Below are 16,838 nucleotides of genomic sequence, written 5' to 3' on the forward strand. Positions count from 1 at the left end.
CAGAGACAGAAAAAATCCCTGGGGAATAGAGAAATTCCCCAGGGAAAACTGTGCATTTTTGCAGAAAATCAGGAGATATCCAGTCCCTGGCTTTTTGCCTCTTCGTCAAACAGGCGGCCGATTTCCTCATCCAGCTGCTTGTAAATTTCTTTATCGGAACGGTAGAAGCGGGCCTGCAATCGGGAACCATCGTCCATTATGAAAACCACTATGTTGCCATCGATGCTCACCTGGCCTTGTGGAGCGGCATAGCTGAAAGTCCATCCGCCACCATAAGGCTGATTGTTGATAATAGGTGAGCCAAGACTTTTGACAAACTGCACCATCAGTTCCCGTGCCTTCGGAGTGAGCTGTTGGGGCTGGATGGTGACGGGATAAATAGAGATCGGTTTCATGGTGGATTCGGTGGTGAAAGAATCCAGGGCGGCTCTCAGAGGCCGGAGCTTGACCCACTGCCACAAATGAAAACCGCCCCAGACCAGCAGGAGAAATCCTGCAACGATGACCAAACCCCGGAAAAGGGGAGGCGTGCGGTTGCTGCGATTTTTCATCGTCTGTCACCTCCATGGAAGGGTGTCACTTATTTTTCTGTTTGAGATACCGTTACGCTGCTTCCATTTCTGCTGCGGCTTGGTCAATCAGGCGCTCCACTTCATCATATACCCGGGAAAAGGCTTTTTTATCATAGAAAAAATACTCCACCCGCAAAAGGGTGCCGTCCTCCCCATGAAACACCACTTGGGAGGGGGTAATGGACACATCGCCTTGGGGAGCGGAAAAAGACAGGCTCCATCCGCCGGCCGGCTGGGCTTTCACGATGAGAGGAAACCGGTAGCTTTTCGCCAGCGTTTCCAGCTGCTGCCGTGCCTGCGGTGAGAAATCCTGAATATCCACCTTGAAAGGCGGATAGGACATACGGAAGGACAGGGGCGTTTCCGCAGTGAAAGAGTCCAGGGCGGCCTGGAGAGGGCGGGTGCGATACCATTGCCACAGGGAGAAGCCGCCCAAAATAAGCAGGATCAAACCCGTCAGGGCCAGGGCTCCTTGAAGCAGCGGAGGGGTGCGCTTGCTGGTGTTTTTCATAGCACATCACCTCCGAATGTTGCTATATTTTTAATATACTATTTCATTAAAGAAAAGTCAACTGCCTGATGTGTTTTTTGACGCAAAAAAACCGGCTCCCGAAGGAGCCGGTTTTAGGTTCGAAAATGTTATTTTGCGTAGTCGATGGCCCGGGTTTCCCGCACCACATGGACTTTGATCTGGCCGGGATAACTCATCTCGGCTTCGATCTTCTTGGAAAGGTCGTGGGCCAGAAGCAGCATATCGTCGTCCTTGACGATCTCCGGCTTGACGATGATGCGGATTTCACGGCCAGCCTGGATGGCGTAGGAAGTCTCTACCCCGTCAAAGCTCTCGGCCAGTTCTTCCAGTTTCTCCAGACGCTTGATGTAGGCTTCCAGATTTTCTCTCCGGGCGCCGGGACGGGCGGCGGAGATGGCATCGGCTGCCTGCACAAGGCAAGCCACCACAGTGCGTGCTTCCACATCCCCATGGTGGGCTTCAATGGCGTGGATGACTTCGGGATTTTCCCGGTATTTCTTGGCCAAGTCCACACCGATGGCCACATGGGAACCTTCCACCTCGTGGTCGATGGCCTTGCCGATGTCGTGGAGCAGACCGGCCCGCTTGGCCAGGGTCACATCAGCACCCAGCTCGGCAGCCAGCAGCCCGGCAATATGGGCCACTTCGATGGAGTGGTTCAGCACATTCTGGCCGTAACTGGTGCGGTAGCGCATCCGGCCCAGAATCTTCACCAGCTCCGGGTTCAGACCGTGGACGCCGGTTTCGAACATGGCCCGCTCGCCTTCCTGCTTGATGGTGGCGGCCACTTCGGCCTTGGCCTTTTCCACCATTTCCTCGATGCGGGTGGGATGGATACGGCCGTCGGCAATGAGTTTTTCCAGAGAAATGCGGGCGATCTCCCGGCGCACCGGATCGAAGGAGGACAGGGTGATGGCCTCCGGGGTGTCGTCGATGATCAGATCCACGCCGGTGAGGTTTTCCAGAGCACGGATGTTCCGGCCTTCCCGGCCGATGATCCGGCCCTTCATCTCGTCATTGGGCAGGGGCACCACCGAAACGGTGACTTCGCTGGCATGGTCGGCGGCGCAGCGCTGGATGGCCAGGGCAATGACCTCCCGGGCTCTCCGCTCTCCCTCTTCCTTCAGCTGCTGATCCAGCTCCTTCAGTTTGAGGGCGGTGTCGTGACGGGCTTCTTCTTCCACTTTGGCCAGAAGGAAATTTTTCGCTTCTTCGGCGGTGAAGCCGGAGATCTTTTCCAGCTCGGCCATCTGGGTTTTCTTCAGCTCGTCGATCTCTTCCAGAGATTCGTCGGCTTTTTTCAGTTTTTGAGTGAGCTTTTCTTCTTTTTTCTCGATGCTTTCATATTTGCGGTCCAGCTGTTCTTCCTTCTGCTGAACCCGGCGTTCCTGCTTCTGCACATCGCTGCGGCGCTCTTTCAGTTCCTTGTCGGTCTCAGTGCGGATCTTGAAAGCTTCCTCACGGGCTTCCACCACAGCTTCCCGCTTCTTGGTCTCGGCGGCCTTGATGGCGTCGTTCAGAATGCGGGTGGCTTCCTCTTCGGCGCTGCCGATCTCCTTTTCGGCGATCTTTTTACGGTAAATGGCGCCGGTGAAAAAGCCTGCGGCGCAAAGGACAATGGCGATCAGAGCAAAAACGATATAAAAACCTGGGTTGGTAGGCAAAGACGCTCCCTCCTTTTCCTTATATTTCGGCATAACCTCTCCCGAAAACCCAAAGGGGGCAACCACAAAAACAGCGCAAAGAAATTGCGCTGGACAGGGCCATGGTTCCGTTGTTTTATGGGCATCCACCAAAAAAGGCGGAAGAAAAGGCAAAATACCATGTATATTTTATATCCTGCCAGGGACGGTGTCAAGAAGGGAAACCGATGCAAAAGCGCCCTCCGAAGATTTTTCGCCCAAGGCGGAAAAATGGCAAAAAAATGCCGCCCGGACACCAGGCGGCACAGACTGTGGAAAAACCGATCTGATTAGACAAACAGTTTGCTTTTCTACCTCATCAATCTGTAAAAACCGGTGAGCCCAGTGCCTGGGCAGGCAACCTTTCTTCGACTTGGTCGATACAACCTACCATGGCAAAGAGAGGAACGGGAGCGGCGGCTCGCCGCAGACCCTTGCAAAACTCGGAAAAGTGGCTCTTGACACTTTTCCGAAGCGCTCTGCCGCCCGGATACCGGACGGCAAAGGGGATCATTTGGCGAAAACATGGTCGCCGATCTGGGCGATCACCGGGCGGGAATAGATCCACTGATTGGTGGTTTTCTGGGGGTTATAATAATAGATGGCGCCGCCGGTGGGGTCCCAGCCGCTCATGGCGTCCTGGGCGGCCCTGCGGGCGCTTTCGGCGATGGGCTCATCAAACTGACCGTCGTTCAGTGCGGAAAAGGCTCCCGGCTGATAGATCACGCCGGCGATGGTATTGGGAAAGGAGGGGTGGCGCACCCGGTTGAGGATGACCGCCCCCACCGCCACCTGGCCGGTGTAAGGCTCTCCCCGGGCCTCGGCTGAGATCATGCGGGAGAGAAGATACAGGTCATTGTCCCGGCCCGATTCGCTGCCCGAAGAGGAACCGGAGGACATCCCCAGGGCCTGGAGAGTGGCCGGGCCCACGATGCCGTCCACAGTCAGGCCGTTTTTCCGCTGGAAATACTCCACCGCCTTCCGTGTGCCGCTGCCGTAGACGCCGTCCACCGCACCGTCATAATAGCCCCACCGTTTCAGCTTTTCCTGGATCTGCCGCACCGTCTCCCCCTGGGAGCCCTGCTGGTAGACGGCGGCCTGGGAGGAAATGCCCAGCCACTGAAAACCGGCGATGAGGGCGATGTTCAAAAGAAAAATAACGGCCAGAGCCGCCGCAAGTTTTTTGTTTCGTGGCATCCTGATCCATCCTTTGTGTGTTTTCCCTATTGTGCCCAGGGAGAGAAAGGCTATTCTCCTTTTTTAAAAATCATGGTACAATACTTCAATCAGAAGAAAGGGGGAAGGATATGAAGCAGGTGCAGCTGCGGGGCGGATACCGTATTTTTCAGCAAAAAGGCGGGCTGGGGCTGACCCAGGACAGTGTGCTTCTGGCCGATTTCCTCACCCTTCGCCTGGGAGAACGGGCCATCGAGCTGGGCTGCGGCCAGGGCGGACTTTGGGTGCTGACTTTATTGAAGCATCCGGGGGCCACATTGGACGCCTTGGAGCTGGACCCACGGAGTTTGGAGCAGGCCAGGGAGAACGCCGCCCGCTGCGGCCTTTGGGAAAGAGGGCAGTTTTTCCAGGGGGATGCGGCAGATTTTCGCCCTGCCGGGTTCCATTATGATGTGTGCATTTCCAATCCTCCCTATGCCGTCCCCGGACCCTCCTCTCCCGATGAGCGACGCCGCCTGGCCCGAAGCGGTTCCCCGGAACCTTTTTTTCAGGGGGTCAAAGGGATGCTGGGACAAAAGGGGCGGTTTTATTTCTGTTGGCCGGCCCGGCATTTTTTCCGGGCGGTGGAGCTTTTGCAGGAAAATGGATTTTCCCCCCGGCAGGTGCGCTTCGTCCACGGGAAACCGGGAGAAGAAGCCCAGCTGGCCCTGGTGATGGCCCGTCGGGGCCGGGGAGAAAGTCAGTTTCTCCCGCCCCTTGTGCTGCGGGATGAAATGGGGGAATACACCCAAGAATACCGCCGGATCTACGGCGTCATGGAGGAAGAATAGCGTATGGCAGGAACATTGTATGTGGTCTCCACCCCCATCGGCAACCTGGGGGACTTTTCTCCCCGGGCCCAGGAGGTGTTGTCCCAGGTGGATTTCATCGCCGCCGAGGACACCCGGGTGGGGGCCAAGCTGCTCAATAAATTCGGCATCAAAAAGCCTCAGATCAGCTATTTCGAGCACAACCGGAAGATGAAAGGCCAGCTGATCGCCCAGCGTATCCTGGCGGGGGAGAGCTGCGCCCTGATCACCGACGCCGGCACCCCGGCCATCAGCGATCCCGGCTGCGATCTGGTGGACATCTGCTCCCGGGAGGGCATCCAGGTGGTGGCGGTGCCCGGGCCCTGCGCCCTTATCGCCGCTCTGTCCATCGCCGGGATGGACTGCGGCCGCTTTTGCTTTGAGGGTTTTTTGTCGGTGAACAAAAAAAGCCGCCGGGAGCATCTGGAGGACATCCGGGAGGAAAAGCGCACCATGGTCTTTTATGAGGCCCCACACAAGCTGCTGCGCACTCTGGAGGATTTTTACAAAACTCTGGGAGAGCGTCCCATTGCCCTGGTGCGGGAGATCACCAAGGTCCATGAGCAGGTGTGGCGCACCACCCTTTCGGAAGCCATCGCCCATTATACAGAAGAGCCGCCCCGGGGGGAATTTGTGCTCATCCTGGGAGGCAAGCAGGAGGAAGAGGAAAAGGAGCCTGCCATCGACCCCATGGATCGGGTAGGGGAGCTTCTGGAAGAGGGGCTTTCCATCAGCCTGGCCGTCAAACAGACGGCAAAAGAGCTGGGAGTGCCCAAAAACAGCATTTACAACGAGGCGCTGGAGCGCTTCTCACAAAAGGAATAACCGCACACTGAGGGCCGAGAGAAAGAAGGCTGCAAGATCACCCGCCAGGGCTGCCGGAAGGGCCCAGCGGGTGTTTTTGATTCCCAGGGCGGCGCTGTAGAGGGCGATGCAGTAAATGCTGGTCTCGCTGGAGCCCAGCATCACCGCCGCCGTCAATCCGGCCAGGCTGTCAGGGCCCTGGCTGCGGATGATGTCACTTCCGATGGACAGCGCCCCCGAGCCGGAAAAGGGCCGCAGCAGGGCCAGGGGCAGGCAGGGGGCAGGGATTCCCAGGGCCTCTGTCAAAGGAGCCAGGGCCTGGGACAGCGCCTCCACAGCGCCGCTGGCCCGCAGCATGGCCAAAGCGGTGAGCATGGCCAAGAGGGCGGGAAAGATGGAAAGCAGGGTGTCCAGACCCTGGCGCACCCCTTTGAGAAAGGCGGCGTATACATCGCAGCCATGAAAAAGACCGTAGACCATCACACCGGCGGCCAGCAGAGGGATGAGAAGAGCGGTCATGGGCGCCACACCCGTTCCAGCAGGGCGGAAACGGCCAGGGCGGCGCACACCGAACCCAGGGAGGCCAGCCACACGGCGGGCAGAATGGCAAAAGGCTGGACGCTGCCTGCTGCCGCCCGCACCGCCGCCACATTGGCGGGGATCAGCTGGAGGGAAGCGGAATTGAGCACCATCAGCCGCAAAACCGCGGAATGGTCCGGCCTGCCGCCAGTCTGGGCCAAGCGCCGGGCGGCCCGCAGTCCTGCCGGAGTGGCGGCGCTGCCCAGCCCCAGAAGGTTTGCCGCCATGTTCTGGCTCAGGGCCTGACGGGCCTGTTTGTCCTGGGCCGCCTTGCCGAAAATGCCCCGGATCACCGGGGACAAAAGCCGGGAGACCTTTTCGGTCAGCCCGCTCTGATCCATCACTTCTAAAATTCCCGACCATACGCACATCGTCCCGCCGATGGAGAGCGCCAGCTCCACCCCTCCTGCCGCTCCCTGGGGAAGCGCCGCCGATACCTGCTCCAACTTGCCTCCGGCCGCGCCAAAGCACAGAGCCAGGACAAAAAGCAGGGAAAATACCTTTGCCATCATGGATTTCACCGCCTTTTTGCTCCATTTCTATGCTCTTTTTCCCAGTTCCATGCAAAAAAGCAGGAGAAGGCATGGAGAAACTTCCTGAATAGTCCAACTATTGGACAAATAAAAACCTTGATATACCAAGCTTCTTTGGGCAATTTTGTCACGGTATTGTCTTGAATAATTAACAATTTTGTCACATGTCGTTTATTGACACTTTTTGTAAAGGTTGTTATGATATTGTAGAAATACCAAAAGAATAGAGGAGGTTCTGTATGAAATCCACCGGAATCGTCAGAAACATCGACAGCCTGGGGCGGATCGTGCTGCCCATCGAGCTGCGCCGCACCCTGAACATTGACGCCAGCAAGGGTGATCCCATTGAGATCTACATGGACGGCACTTCCATTGTGCTGCGCAAGTATGAGCCCAACTGCGTCTTCTGCGGCAGCTCCAAAAAAGTGTCGGAATTTAAAGGAAAGAATGTGTGCGAAAACTGCCGCAAGGAACTGGCTGAAAAGTAAGAGCCGTTTTTGCTGCAGCATAAAAGGGCCCGTCTCAGAATTTTCATTCTGGGACGGACCCTTTTTTAATGCTGTTTTGTCTTATCTTTATCGGTCTTTGCCTTTGGGGGAACCTGGGTTTCCTGCTGCAGAAGGGAAGCGATCTTCTGGGCCAGGATCCGGTTGGCATTGGCCTGGGCGGAAAACTTCAAAGCCAGCTGAGCCAGACCCTGGCGGAGATTTTCCTCATCCAGGGCGGAAATATCCTCCCGGGCTCCCCGGGCGGTGTGCTCCAGGGCCTGGCTCTGCTCCAGGGTCAGCTGGTCAAAGCTTTCCGGCAGGCCGGTTTGCTGGGCGCCCTTGCCTGTCAGGTAGGACAGGGTGGGGATGGGCATAACCTGCTTGAGCATGCAGATGGTCATCAGCCGCACCAGGTGTTCCCGGCTGTATTTTTTCTTCACCGGCGGGGGGATGAGGCCCAGTTTTACATAATTGTTGATCATGGAGGGGGTGATCAGTTTGTCCTTGCCGTCGCTGAACAGGGCCAGATACCGCTCCATCAGCATGATCACCTGATCCATATACAGATCCAGCTGGGGCAGACTCTCCCAGGAAGGAAGCTGAGGCGTCTCAAGCCCATCCAGTCCTTCCAGGGCTTTCTGGCGCAGTGTGCTGTTGTCCATTGCCGATTCACCCCTGATAAAATCATTTTGTTGAGAACAAAACATATTGTACCACTGCCTCCCATTCATCGCAATGGTTTTTGCCATGGGAATATCACACAAAAGAAACCGGGAAAGGAAGTTTTGAAAACTCCCTTTCCCGGTTTTGTCATTCAGCCGTTGAAGGCGATCCACAGTCCAGAAGCCGCCATGACCATATAGACAGCGCTTTTCAGTTTCCTGGCGTTGATGGAGCGGAAGATCCTGCCGCCCAGAAAACTGCCGATGAGCAGGCCGGCAGCCCCCCACAGAGTGGGCGCCAGAATGCCGCCGGGGATCAGGTGAAGCAGGCTGCGCACCAAAAGAAGATAGATGTTGTTGAGAAGAAAATAGCACTGGGTGGTGCCCATGTATTCTTCCTTATCGGGAATCACCGACACGAAATAGAGGATCATAGGCGGGCCGCTGACGCTGAACAGGCCGCCGCACAGACCGGAGATCACGCCCACGATGGCGGCGTTGCGCAGCAGGGGACGGATGTGCACTTTGCCGCTGAAAAAATAGAACCAGATGGCAAGGCACACCAGGAACACGCCCAGCAGCCGCTTGTAAATGGGAGAAGGGGATTCATGCATCAGCCACATCCCCGCAGAAGAACCCATGATGCAGAACAGGGCGGGGAAGGCCAGCAGCTTCCAGTTGATATGTTTCCAGCACCGGGCCAGAATGGTCAGGTTCAGAGAAAGGGATAGAATGGTGGAAATGTTCAAAGCGGCTTCATAGGGGAGAAACAGGGGCATGATGGCCATCATCACGATGCCGAAACCGAAGCCGGTGACGGCCTGGAGCAGGGAGCTGCTCATGGAAGCCAGGCCCAGCAAGAGCATTTGCATAAAAAAAGATCCTCCTTGTCTGCCGGAACCTTTTGTCCCGGACGGTCTCACAAAGGATATTGTAGACCAGATCGGGGTAAATTGCAAAACAAAATGTTGCTCTTGCAAGATGGGAGGGGGGTGGCTATAATGGTCATAATGAACAAAACAGGAGGAAGATACGGGATGATCACGCAGCAGCGTCTGGAAGAGCTGGTAAACGAATGTGCCTTTGCCACAAAGCAGGGGAAAGTGGCTTCTTATATCCCCAAACTGGCGGAAGCCGATCCCCAGCAGCTGGGGGTTTACTGGATGGATCTGGAAGGAAACGGCATGGGCGCCGGAGAATGGGAAAAGAGGGTGACGGTGCAGAGCATCGTGAAAGTGGCCATTTTTCTCCAGGCTCTGGCCGATTGTCCTCTGGATGAGCTGACCCGCCGGATCAGCCTCAACGCCACTGCTGAAACCTTCAATTCCATTGTGGATCTGGAAGTGAAAAATCATCACCGGCCTCTCAATCCCTATATCAACAGCGGCGCCATTGCTTCGCTGTATATGGTCTCCGGCGGGCCGGAGGGCCGCCTTCAGCGGGTGATGGATCTGCTGGGGAAGCTGACGGCCAACGACGCCCTTTCCATTGACGAGCAGGTGTATGTGTCGGAAAAACAGACCGGCCATCGTAACCGGGCCATTGCCTATTTTATGAAGAGCACCCAGATCATCGACGGGGATGTGGAGCAGCTTCTGGACGAATATTTCCGCTTGTGCTCGGTGAAGGTCAACTGCCGGGATCTGGCGATCATGGCCGCCACACTGGCAAACGGCGGGAAAAACCCGGTCACCGGTGTGTGCTGTGCCCGGAAGAGCCACTGCAAAACCGCCATGGCTGTCATGGTGTCCTGCGGAATGTACGGCCAGTCGGGGGAATTTCTGGTGCGCACCGGTATGCCCGCCAAAAGCGGCGTGGGCGGGGGCATCATGGCGGCCATCCCCGGAAAAGGCGGCCTGGGCGTCGTGGGCCCGGCCCTTAATGAAACGGGCAACAGCGCCGGCGGCATCGAGCTTCTTTCCCGCCTGTCGGATGAGATGGATCTGAGCATTTTGTAAAAGCCGGAACTTCCCGGAGAAAGGACGAATACAATGAAACAATACACCCCGGCCATCGTGGGCGAAATCAAGAAAAAAAGCATTTTCTCTTTCAGCCGGAAATATGAGACCCGGTATTATGAAGGGATACACCGTCAGGATGAAACGGTGCGGGCCCTGTGGATCGAGATGAATGCCCTGGGCAAACCGCTGTGCTATCCCTGCGCTTTGTGGGAAGGGGAAAAACTCATGGCCTTCCGCAGCGGCATGACCCGGGAAAACAAGGCCATGCTTCAGCGGTGGACAGAGGTGATCTCCCCGGAGAAGAAAGAGGAGTTTTCCATCGATGAGCTGGAAGAGACGGTATTTTCTTCCCTTTATCAGAAAGCCAAGGACAAGGCAGATCAGCTGGAAGGGCTGATCATGCCCGACGAGGAGGAATGGACCGACGAAGAGCTTCTGGCCGATGAGTCTCTGGCCGATGAGGACGAGGACGAATCTTCACTAAATTGAATAAATCAACCAAGCACAGCGGGACGGAAATTCACGATGTTGAATTTTCGCCCCGCTGTTTTTTCTTTTTTCTTGCTGGTTCGTTTGGGAGAAAGCAAAAGAAAAGTCGGTCAAAATCCATGAAAAACCCGGGAAAAATCCCGGATATTTGTGCTCAGAGCCGAAAAATCCCCAAAGACATAAAAAAGTCCGGCCAAGGCTTGACAAAAACGAGATTATATACTATTATGAACGCACATTCACGATGTTAAAAACCGGTGAGCCGGGAAATTCAAAGAGAAAGAGGCGAATGTGCGATGCAGAAGAAAACGAGAAAAATGGTGGCGCTGGTTCTGGCGGGAGCGCTGATGAGCGGCATATTCGCCGCCTGTGCCAAGGACAGTGGCGCCAAAGAAGGTTCGGCTGTCAGCCGCAGCATGGAAAACGATGGGGATACCGCCTCGGCGGAAAAGCGGAGCACCCTGGTGATCGCCACCGAAAGCGAGCCGCCCACTTTGCACCCTTTTGATCACAAGGCGGTTACCGCCACCTATATGAACCTGCTCACCTTCAATGCCCTGATGGCCATTGATCCTGAAACATTGGAACCGGTGACCGACCTGGCCGAAAGCTATGAGGCCGTGAGTGAAACCGAATGGGTTTTTACTTTGAAGCAGGGCGTCACCTTCCATGACGGAAGCACTTTGGATGCCCAGGATGTGAAAGCTTCCATGGAATATGCCAAGACCTACCCCACCACCAAGGACTACACCTCCTTCTGGACCAACATCCAGGTGGTGGACGACACCCATGTGAAAATCACCACCGACGGCCCCTATGCCATGGTGCTCAACGATATGGCCAGCATTGACATTCTGCCCAGCGAACTGATCGATGAAGGCAATGACTTTAACGAAAACCCGGTGGGCACCGGCCCCTATTGTTTCGTAGAGTGGAACCGGGGCGACAATATTACCTTTGAGAAGAACCCCAATTTCTTTGACACAGAGCATCAGCCCTCCATGGAAACCATCACCTGGCGGATCATTCCCGAAGGCTCTTCCCGCACCATTGCCCTTCAGGCCGGGGAAGTGGACTTCATTATGGAAGTGGAAGCCACCGATATCACCCGCCTGAAAGAAGACGAGGCCGTTACCGTGCAGGAAAACGAAGGCACCCGTATGAACTTCATGGCCATGAACAGCGAAGCCGGGCCCTTTGAGAATCCCTGGTTCCGCAAAGCGGTAAGCGCTGCGGTGGACAGAGATGCCGTGATCACAGTATCCTGCGATGGTCAGGGCATTGTGGCTCTGGGCCAGACCTCTCCCGCCTTCCCCGGATACAGCGAGGAAAACTCCCAGGAATATGATGTGGAAAAGGCCAAGGAGTATCTGGAGAAATCGGGTATTGATCCGGAAGATGCCACCTTCACTTGCCTGGCCTGCACCGATGCCAACCGTCGGGCCGCCGAAGTGATCCAGGCCAATCTGATGGAGATCGGCATTCAGATGGAGATCGAGACCCTGGACTATGCCACCCACCTCAACGCCATTATGAGCGGCGATTATGAAGCGGCCATCCAGGGCTACACCGCCAGCAATATGTATGCCTACAATGTGGGCCTCTATCATTCCTCCGCCATCGACGCCGCCAATCTGGCCCGTATCGATGATCCCAAGGTGGATAGCCTGATCCAGCAGGCCAAAACCCAGCTGGACAGCACCCAGCGGGAAGCCACTTTCACAGAGCTTTCGGAGTATCTCAATGACTGGACTCCCTTTGTCCCCTTGTATCAGACCGTTGTGATCAAGGCCTATGACAAAGACCTGGAAGGGGTCGTTGTGGGCAAAGACGGCAATGTGGCCTTTGAAGATGTGCGCTGGAGCGCTTAACCCCCCTCACCTCTATTTATAGAACGCAAATGGAAAAGGACCCGTTCTCCACAGTCTGTGGGAAACGGGTCCTTTCCTGCTTATCAGGGGTTTTCAATGTCCATGCGGCACATTTCTTCATAAGATACGCCGTTTTCTTTGCCATAGATCTTCCAATACCGGTTGCCTGCCCGGATAAACAGGAAGCGGGGCAGCGGCATAGCCGTGGCGATTTCCGTCGCTTTTCCCTGCTCCACAGCGGCGGCCAGCTGGCCGATGGCCTTTTCCGCCCGGGAACGGAAGGGGGTGCGCAAAATGGCTTCCCCGCTGCCCAGCTTCATGACAGAGCCCATGGGAAAGCCGGTTTCTTTGGCAAACAGCCGCAGAATATCCACCGCCACATCGTTTTGCCCCGGCTCCAGAAAACCGCAGTTGATGAGCACCGACAGGCGGGGTTTGTTCTGAGGAGGGTTGTGCTGCACTTCCGCCAGGAAGGCCAGAAGATCTACTGGCAGGCTGTCCACATACAGGGGAAAAACCAGAAGCAGATGGGAGAAGTGTTCCATCTCCTGAATGAGCCGGGAAGCCGGCTGGCCTTTGAGGGCAAAATACTGGCAGGGAAGGGAGCAGCGGGCAGAAAAAATGGCAGCGTATTCCTTGGAGTTGGAACGGGCAGCCCGGGGGCTGGCGTTGAGGATCATCACTTGTTCCATGAAAGCACCTCCTGCATGGCGGCTTCCTGCACTTCTTCTTCCCGGCAGAAAAAAACTTTGTAGGATTTGAAGTTCATGTTCCGCCGGTTGCGCTCCACCAGGCGGCAGAACAGATCCTTTTCTTCCTGGCTCTCCGGGCCGTAGGCCAGAATAACGGCCTCTTTTTCCTCCACCAGCCGCTGCACATGATGGGTCTCCCCCATGTGGGGGCGGAGGAAGGCCTGCTGAATGGGAAGGGAACGCTCCAGCATGGCTTTCATCCGGGGCGCCCAGCTGCCGAATATCACCTGGCTCACATAGAGCACCCGGTGGCTGCGGGCAATCAGGGGGTAGATCTGGGGCGCATCATCCCGTATGACACACCGGCCGGGGGTTTTGACCCAGCAGCCGAAGCAGCCCACACAGGGAGTTATTTTCTTTTGGGACAGATCAATATATTCCCGCTGCGGGGCTGCGGGCAGGGAAAGGGGTCGATCGCTGAGGATCAGCTCCATAAATAAAGTCCTCCATTTGATTTTGGAATAAAAAATGAAATCGATTTATTATAAAGGATTTTAGGGAAAAAATATAGAGTGAATTTTATGGCAATGAAAAAAGCCCTCCCACATAAGCAGGAGGGCTTTTGGTATTCTTTTGGTTTACGAACGGCTGAACTGGGAGCGGATGCGAGGGTCGATGACCACATACAAAAGGTCTACCACCAGATTGATAATAGAGAAGCAGAAAGCAAAGGTGATGACGCAACCCAGAATCATGGGGAAATCCCGTTCGTTGATGGAGTCCACCAGAAGCCGGCCGATGCCGGGCCAGGAGAAGATCAGCTCCACCAGAATGGAACCGCTGAACACCTCGCACAGCCGCAGGCCCATGACGGTGACAATGGGGATCAGGGCATTGCGCAGAGCGTGTTTCCGCACCACCGCTTTGAATGCCTGGCCCTTGGCCCGGGCGGTGGTGATGTAATCCTGGCGGATGGTCTCCAGCATGGAGGAGCGGGTAATACGGGAAATAAAGGCCATGTTTCCGAAAGCCAGAGTAAAGGCTGGAAGCACCAGACTGCTGAATGTCAGGCTGCCGGAGGTGGGGAACCAGCCCAGATGCAGCGCAAAAAGAATGAGCATCAGCATTCCCAGCCAGAAGTTGGGCATGCTCACGCCGAAAAAGGAGATCAGCATGCTCACATTGTCAAAAAGGGTGTTTTGCTTGATGGCAGCACACACGCCGATGGGAAGGGACAAAACCAGGGTGACAATACCGGCTGCTGCGGTGAGCTTGATGGTTTTGGGCAAACGCACGCCCAGCTGGACACGCACAAAACTGTCTTCGGCGAAGATCTCTTTCATAGTGCGGGCATATTGCACCAGAATGGGATCGTTGAGCCCCCGTTCCTCCCGGATGATCTCGGCTTCCTCCGGGGTGGCCGCTTTGCGCACCGCCGAACGGTCGGCATTGCCTGGGGCAAAATAAAAGAGCAGATAGACGATAAAGGTGGCGCCGAAAAGCACCGGCAGCAGGATGATCAGTCGTTTGAATACATATTTCCACATGGGCGGACCCTCGATTCCTTTATTGGAATAGGCCAAAAGGGCAAAGAAAAAAGGCCGCTGATTTGGCACTATTAAACCATAACACAATCCCTTGTCCATTTCAAGGCGGCAGAGGGCCGGGAAAGGAGTTTCGGGGCTGAACGGATAGAGAAAAAAAGAGGGCGGTTTTGTGCAAATTAGTTAATTACTTTGTAACAACTAAAAAAATCCCCAAGGACGCAGGTCCTTGGGGACAATGGATGAGAAAAGGATATGACAGGAAAACACTTTTGCCCTGCTTTTCATCAATCCGCAACAACTGGCGACCTGTGCGTCAGTTGTTGCACTTCTCAAGGGGCCAGTGTGCGCCACAGGCGTGCATGCAGCCCCTTGCAGAAACTCAAAAAAGCGGCAAAGCCGCTTTTTTGACAGGCATCCCCAAGGACGCAGGTCCTTGGGGATGGATGGAAAAGAAAAAAATGAGATCACACGGCCGGAGAAACCGGCTTGCTTTCCAGGTTGTGGATGTGCAGCTTATAGAAGCGGCTGAAGAGCAGGAGACTGGCCACCAGAGAGATGATCTCCGCCAGAGGGAAGGCATACCACACATAGCCCAGGCCGATTTTGGAGAACAGATAGGCGGCCGGCAGAATGACGATCAGCTGGCGCAGCACCGAAATGAACAGGCTGTTTTTGCCCCGTCCCACCGCCTGGAAGATGGTGGAGAAAATGACGCCGAAGGCTGCGGGGATAAAGCACAGGCTGATGGAGCGGAAGGCCGGCACGCCGATGGCCAGCATTTCGCCGGAGCCGTCAAAGATGGTCAGCAGCTGGGCGGGGAAGATCCAGAACAGCAGCGTGCCCACTGCCATAATGCCGCAGGCGATGCAGATGCCGATGCGCAGGCAGCTGAGCAGGCGTGCCTTTTTCCGGGCGCCGTAGTTGTAGCCCATGATGGGCATCAGTCCATGGGTCAGGCCGAAGACCGGCATGAACACAAAGGACTGGAGCTTGTAATAGACGCCCAGCACCGAGATGGCCGTCTCAGAAAAGGCCGAAAGGATCTGGTTCAGGCCCATCACCAGGAAGGAGCTGATGGACTGCATGATCATGGAAGGAATGCCTACGGAGTAGATATCCCGGATGGTGGGGCCGTGGAAACGGAAGCCCTTGAGGGTCACATGGACGGCATGGCTTTTGCGGAACATCACATAAAGGCTGAAGCACATGGCCAGGATCTGACCGATGACGGTGGCTACTGCCGCGCCCAGGATGCCCATCTTGGGCAGGCCGAACAGGCCAAAGATCAGAATGGGGTCCAGAATGATGTTGGTGACGCAGCCCACCAGCATAAAGAGCATGGGATAGATCATGTTGCCGGTGGCCTGGAGGGTCTTTTCAAAGGCGATTTCCACAAAGCTGCCGAAGGAGCAGATGCACACCACCGACAGATACTGGGTGCCCAGATCGATCACATTGGCGTTCTGGCTGAAAAGGCCCAGGAACCACCGGGAGCCAAACAGGCCGAAGAGGGCGAAAAGCAGAGAGGTGAAGAAGGCCAGGATCGCCCCGTGGCAGGCGGCCAGGTCAGCTTCCCGCTGGCGTTTTTCTCCCAGACGGCGGGACACCAGGGAATTGACGCCCACCCCGGTGCCGACGGCCAGGGAGATCATCAACTGCTGGATGGGGAAAGCCAGGGAAACGGCGGTGAGGGCATCCATGCTGATCTTGGCCACAAAATAACTGTCCACAATATTATAAAGGGACTGGACCAGCATGGAGAAAATGGCCGGCAGAGACATGGAGATGATCAGCCGGAGCATGGGCGTGTTGCCCATTTTGTTTTCGCGGATTTCTTCCATCAAATGCACTTCCTTTGGGATAAAATAATAATTTCAACCGGTTAGGCCGGAAAAAAGGCAAAGGCAAAAAAAGAGACGGCCCAAGGCCGCCGCAAAAAAAGGGATGCGTATGCCGGGCGCCGCTTTTTCCTCCAGAACTGGATGCGGCGTACTGGGAAAAAGTATAACATAAAAAGGGCAAAAGGACAAGGATTGTTAAAAAAGAAGCAAAAAGCCGCCCAAAATGGGCGGACTTTCCGCAAAGAGGAGACAAGATGCAGCGCCATTTGAAAATTTATGAGGAAGCAGGAGAGAAACAGGGAGCAAAAAAACAGCGCTGCAAAAGGAAACGGGAGGTTATGGGAACTCCCGGCGCAGAGGAAAAGCATCTGCGCATGAACTGGAAATAGGATGCAGCTGACCGGGAAAACCCGTTCTGCGATTTCAGTGTAGCAAATCGACAGAGCGGAGGCAAGAAAAAATTCATCCCGAGAAAGAGTGCGCCAAGGGGGGTGAATATATTTAATACGGTATAAATAAGAAAAAAGAAAAACCGTATTAAATAAAAAATATTTTTCTGCG

Annotated in this window: 18 protein-coding genes; 6 read left to right on the plus strand and 12 right to left on the minus strand. The window is 55.5% G+C overall.

All coding sequences use genetic code 11. From position 1 onward, the window contains the following. Positions 1 to 68: 68 nt before the first annotated feature. From H6A25_RS02550 to sleB, 4 genes are all read right to left on the minus strand, one after another. Positions 69 to 551, minus strand: a complete 483-nt coding sequence (locus H6A25_RS02550; protein WP_204750447.1) for a hypothetical protein — start codon at positions 549 to 551, stop codon at positions 69 to 71. Positions 552 to 603: 52 nt separating this feature from the next. Continuing rightward, the gene (locus tag H6A25_RS02555) at positions 604 to 1,083 is read right to left on the minus strand and encodes a hypothetical protein (RefSeq protein WP_204750448.1); all 480 of its coding nucleotides are present in this window, start codon (positions 1,081 to 1,083) and stop codon (positions 604 to 606) included. 128 nt (positions 1,084 to 1,211) lie between these two features. Beyond that, on the minus strand, positions 1,212 to 2,801 hold the full coding sequence (gene rny, locus H6A25_RS02560) for a ribonuclease Y (RefSeq protein WP_204750449.1): 1,590 nt from the start codon (positions 2,799 to 2,801) through the stop codon (positions 1,212 to 1,214). Positions 2,802 to 3,296: 495 nt separating this feature from the next. After that, positions 3,297 to 3,983, minus strand: coding sequence for a spore cortex-lytic enzyme (gene sleB / locus H6A25_RS02565; RefSeq protein WP_204750450.1), 687 nt, complete (start codon positions 3,981 to 3,983; stop codon positions 3,297 to 3,299). A gap of 110 nt (positions 3,984 to 4,093) precedes the next feature. Between sleB and H6A25_RS02570 the strand changes: the two genes are divergently transcribed. Continuing rightward, positions 4,094 to 4,792, plus strand: coding sequence for a tRNA1(Val) (adenine(37)-N6)-methyltransferase (locus H6A25_RS02570; RefSeq protein ID WP_204750451.1), 699 nt, complete (start codon positions 4,094 to 4,096; stop codon positions 4,790 to 4,792). A gap of 3 nt (positions 4,793 to 4,795) precedes the next feature. Next, positions 4,796 to 5,635 carry a 16S rRNA (cytidine(1402)-2'-O)-methyltransferase gene (gene rsmI, locus H6A25_RS02575; protein WP_204750452.1) on the plus strand — a complete coding sequence of 280 codons (840 nt, stop codon included), beginning with the start codon at positions 4,796 to 4,798 and terminating at the stop codon, positions 5,633 to 5,635. Here rsmI and H6A25_RS02580 read toward each other — a convergent pair. After that, positions 5,621 to 6,133 carry a nucleoside recognition domain-containing protein gene (locus H6A25_RS02580; protein WP_204750453.1) on the minus strand — a complete coding sequence of 171 codons (513 nt, stop codon included), beginning with the start codon at positions 6,131 to 6,133 and terminating at the stop codon, positions 5,621 to 5,623. The two genes, rsmI and H6A25_RS02580, sit on opposite strands and share 15 nt — an antisense overlap. After that, positions 6,130 to 6,705 (minus strand): nucleoside recognition domain-containing protein, encoded by a 576-nt coding sequence (locus H6A25_RS02585; RefSeq protein ID WP_204750454.1) that lies wholly within the window; start codon positions 6,703 to 6,705, stop codon positions 6,130 to 6,132. The genes H6A25_RS02580 and H6A25_RS02585 overlap by 4 nt, the downstream gene beginning before the upstream one ends. Before the next feature lie 260 nt (positions 6,706 to 6,965). Between H6A25_RS02585 and H6A25_RS02590 the strand changes: the two genes are divergently transcribed. Then, complete coding sequence (locus tag H6A25_RS02590) at positions 6,966 to 7,214, plus strand: AbrB/MazE/SpoVT family DNA-binding domain-containing protein (protein ID WP_118425475.1); 249 nt, start codon at positions 6,966 to 6,968, stop codon at positions 7,212 to 7,214. Positions 7,215 to 7,279: 65 nt separating this feature from the next. On the opposite strand, the gene H6A25_RS02595 is transcribed toward H6A25_RS02590, so the two are convergent. Together H6A25_RS02595 and H6A25_RS02600 are read right to left on the minus strand one after the other, a co-directional pair. After that, positions 7,280 to 7,876 carry a DUF1836 domain-containing protein gene (locus H6A25_RS02595; RefSeq protein ID WP_204750455.1) on the minus strand — a complete coding sequence of 199 codons (597 nt, stop codon included), beginning with the start codon at positions 7,874 to 7,876 and terminating at the stop codon, positions 7,280 to 7,282. Positions 7,877 to 8,028: 152 nt separating this feature from the next. Beyond that, the gene (locus tag H6A25_RS02600; protein ID WP_204750456.1) at positions 8,029 to 8,748 is read right to left on the minus strand and encodes a sulfite exporter TauE/SafE family protein; all 720 of its coding nucleotides are present in this window, start codon (positions 8,746 to 8,748) and stop codon (positions 8,029 to 8,031) included. 165 nt (positions 8,749 to 8,913) lie between these two features. Between H6A25_RS02600 and glsA the strand changes: the two genes are divergently transcribed. The 3 genes from glsA (at position 8,914) to H6A25_RS02615 (ending at position 12,197) form a co-directional block, all read left to right on the plus strand. Beyond that, positions 8,914 to 9,834 carry a glutaminase A gene (glsA, locus tag H6A25_RS02605; RefSeq protein WP_204750457.1) on the plus strand — a complete coding sequence of 307 codons (921 nt, stop codon included), beginning with the start codon at positions 8,914 to 8,916 and terminating at the stop codon, positions 9,832 to 9,834. 33 nt (positions 9,835 to 9,867) lie between these two features. Then, the gene (locus tag H6A25_RS02610) at positions 9,868 to 10,326 is read left to right on the plus strand and encodes a hypothetical protein (protein ID WP_204750458.1); all 459 of its coding nucleotides are present in this window, start codon (positions 9,868 to 9,870) and stop codon (positions 10,324 to 10,326) included. A gap of 296 nt (positions 10,327 to 10,622) precedes the next feature. Next, positions 10,623 to 12,197: an ABC transporter substrate-binding protein gene (locus tag H6A25_RS02615; protein ID WP_204750459.1), complete on the plus strand. Its 1,575-nt coding sequence runs from the start codon at positions 10,623 to 10,625 to the stop codon at positions 12,195 to 12,197. Positions 12,198 to 12,280: 83 nt separating this feature from the next. Here the strand turns inward: H6A25_RS02615 and H6A25_RS02620 are convergent, their stop codons facing one another. The 4 genes from H6A25_RS02620 to H6A25_RS02635 form a co-directional block, all read right to left on the minus strand. Then, positions 12,281 to 12,889 (minus strand): hypothetical protein, encoded by a 609-nt coding sequence (locus tag H6A25_RS02620; protein ID WP_204750460.1) that lies wholly within the window; start codon positions 12,887 to 12,889, stop codon positions 12,281 to 12,283. Next, positions 12,877 to 13,383: an NAD(P)H-dependent oxidoreductase gene (locus tag H6A25_RS02625; protein WP_204750461.1), complete on the minus strand. Its 507-nt coding sequence runs from the start codon at positions 13,381 to 13,383 to the stop codon at positions 12,877 to 12,879. Before H6A25_RS02625 ends, H6A25_RS02620 begins: the two co-directional genes overlap by 13 nt. Before the next feature lie 144 nt (positions 13,384 to 13,527). Continuing rightward, positions 13,528 to 14,436 (minus strand): ABC transporter permease, encoded by a 909-nt coding sequence (locus H6A25_RS02630; protein WP_204750462.1) that lies wholly within the window; start codon positions 14,434 to 14,436, stop codon positions 13,528 to 13,530. Between the two features lie 464 nt (positions 14,437 to 14,900). After that, entirely contained in the window at positions 14,901 to 16,277 is a 1,377-nt protein-coding gene (locus tag H6A25_RS02635; RefSeq protein WP_204750463.1) for an MATE family efflux transporter, read from the minus strand. Positions 16,278 to 16,838: the final 561 nt, after the last annotated feature.

Origin of the sequence: Intestinimonas butyriciproducens (assembly GCF_016901775.1) — a bacterium.
GTDB lineage: Bacteria > Bacillota > Clostridia > Oscillospirales > Butyricicoccaceae > Pseudobutyricicoccus.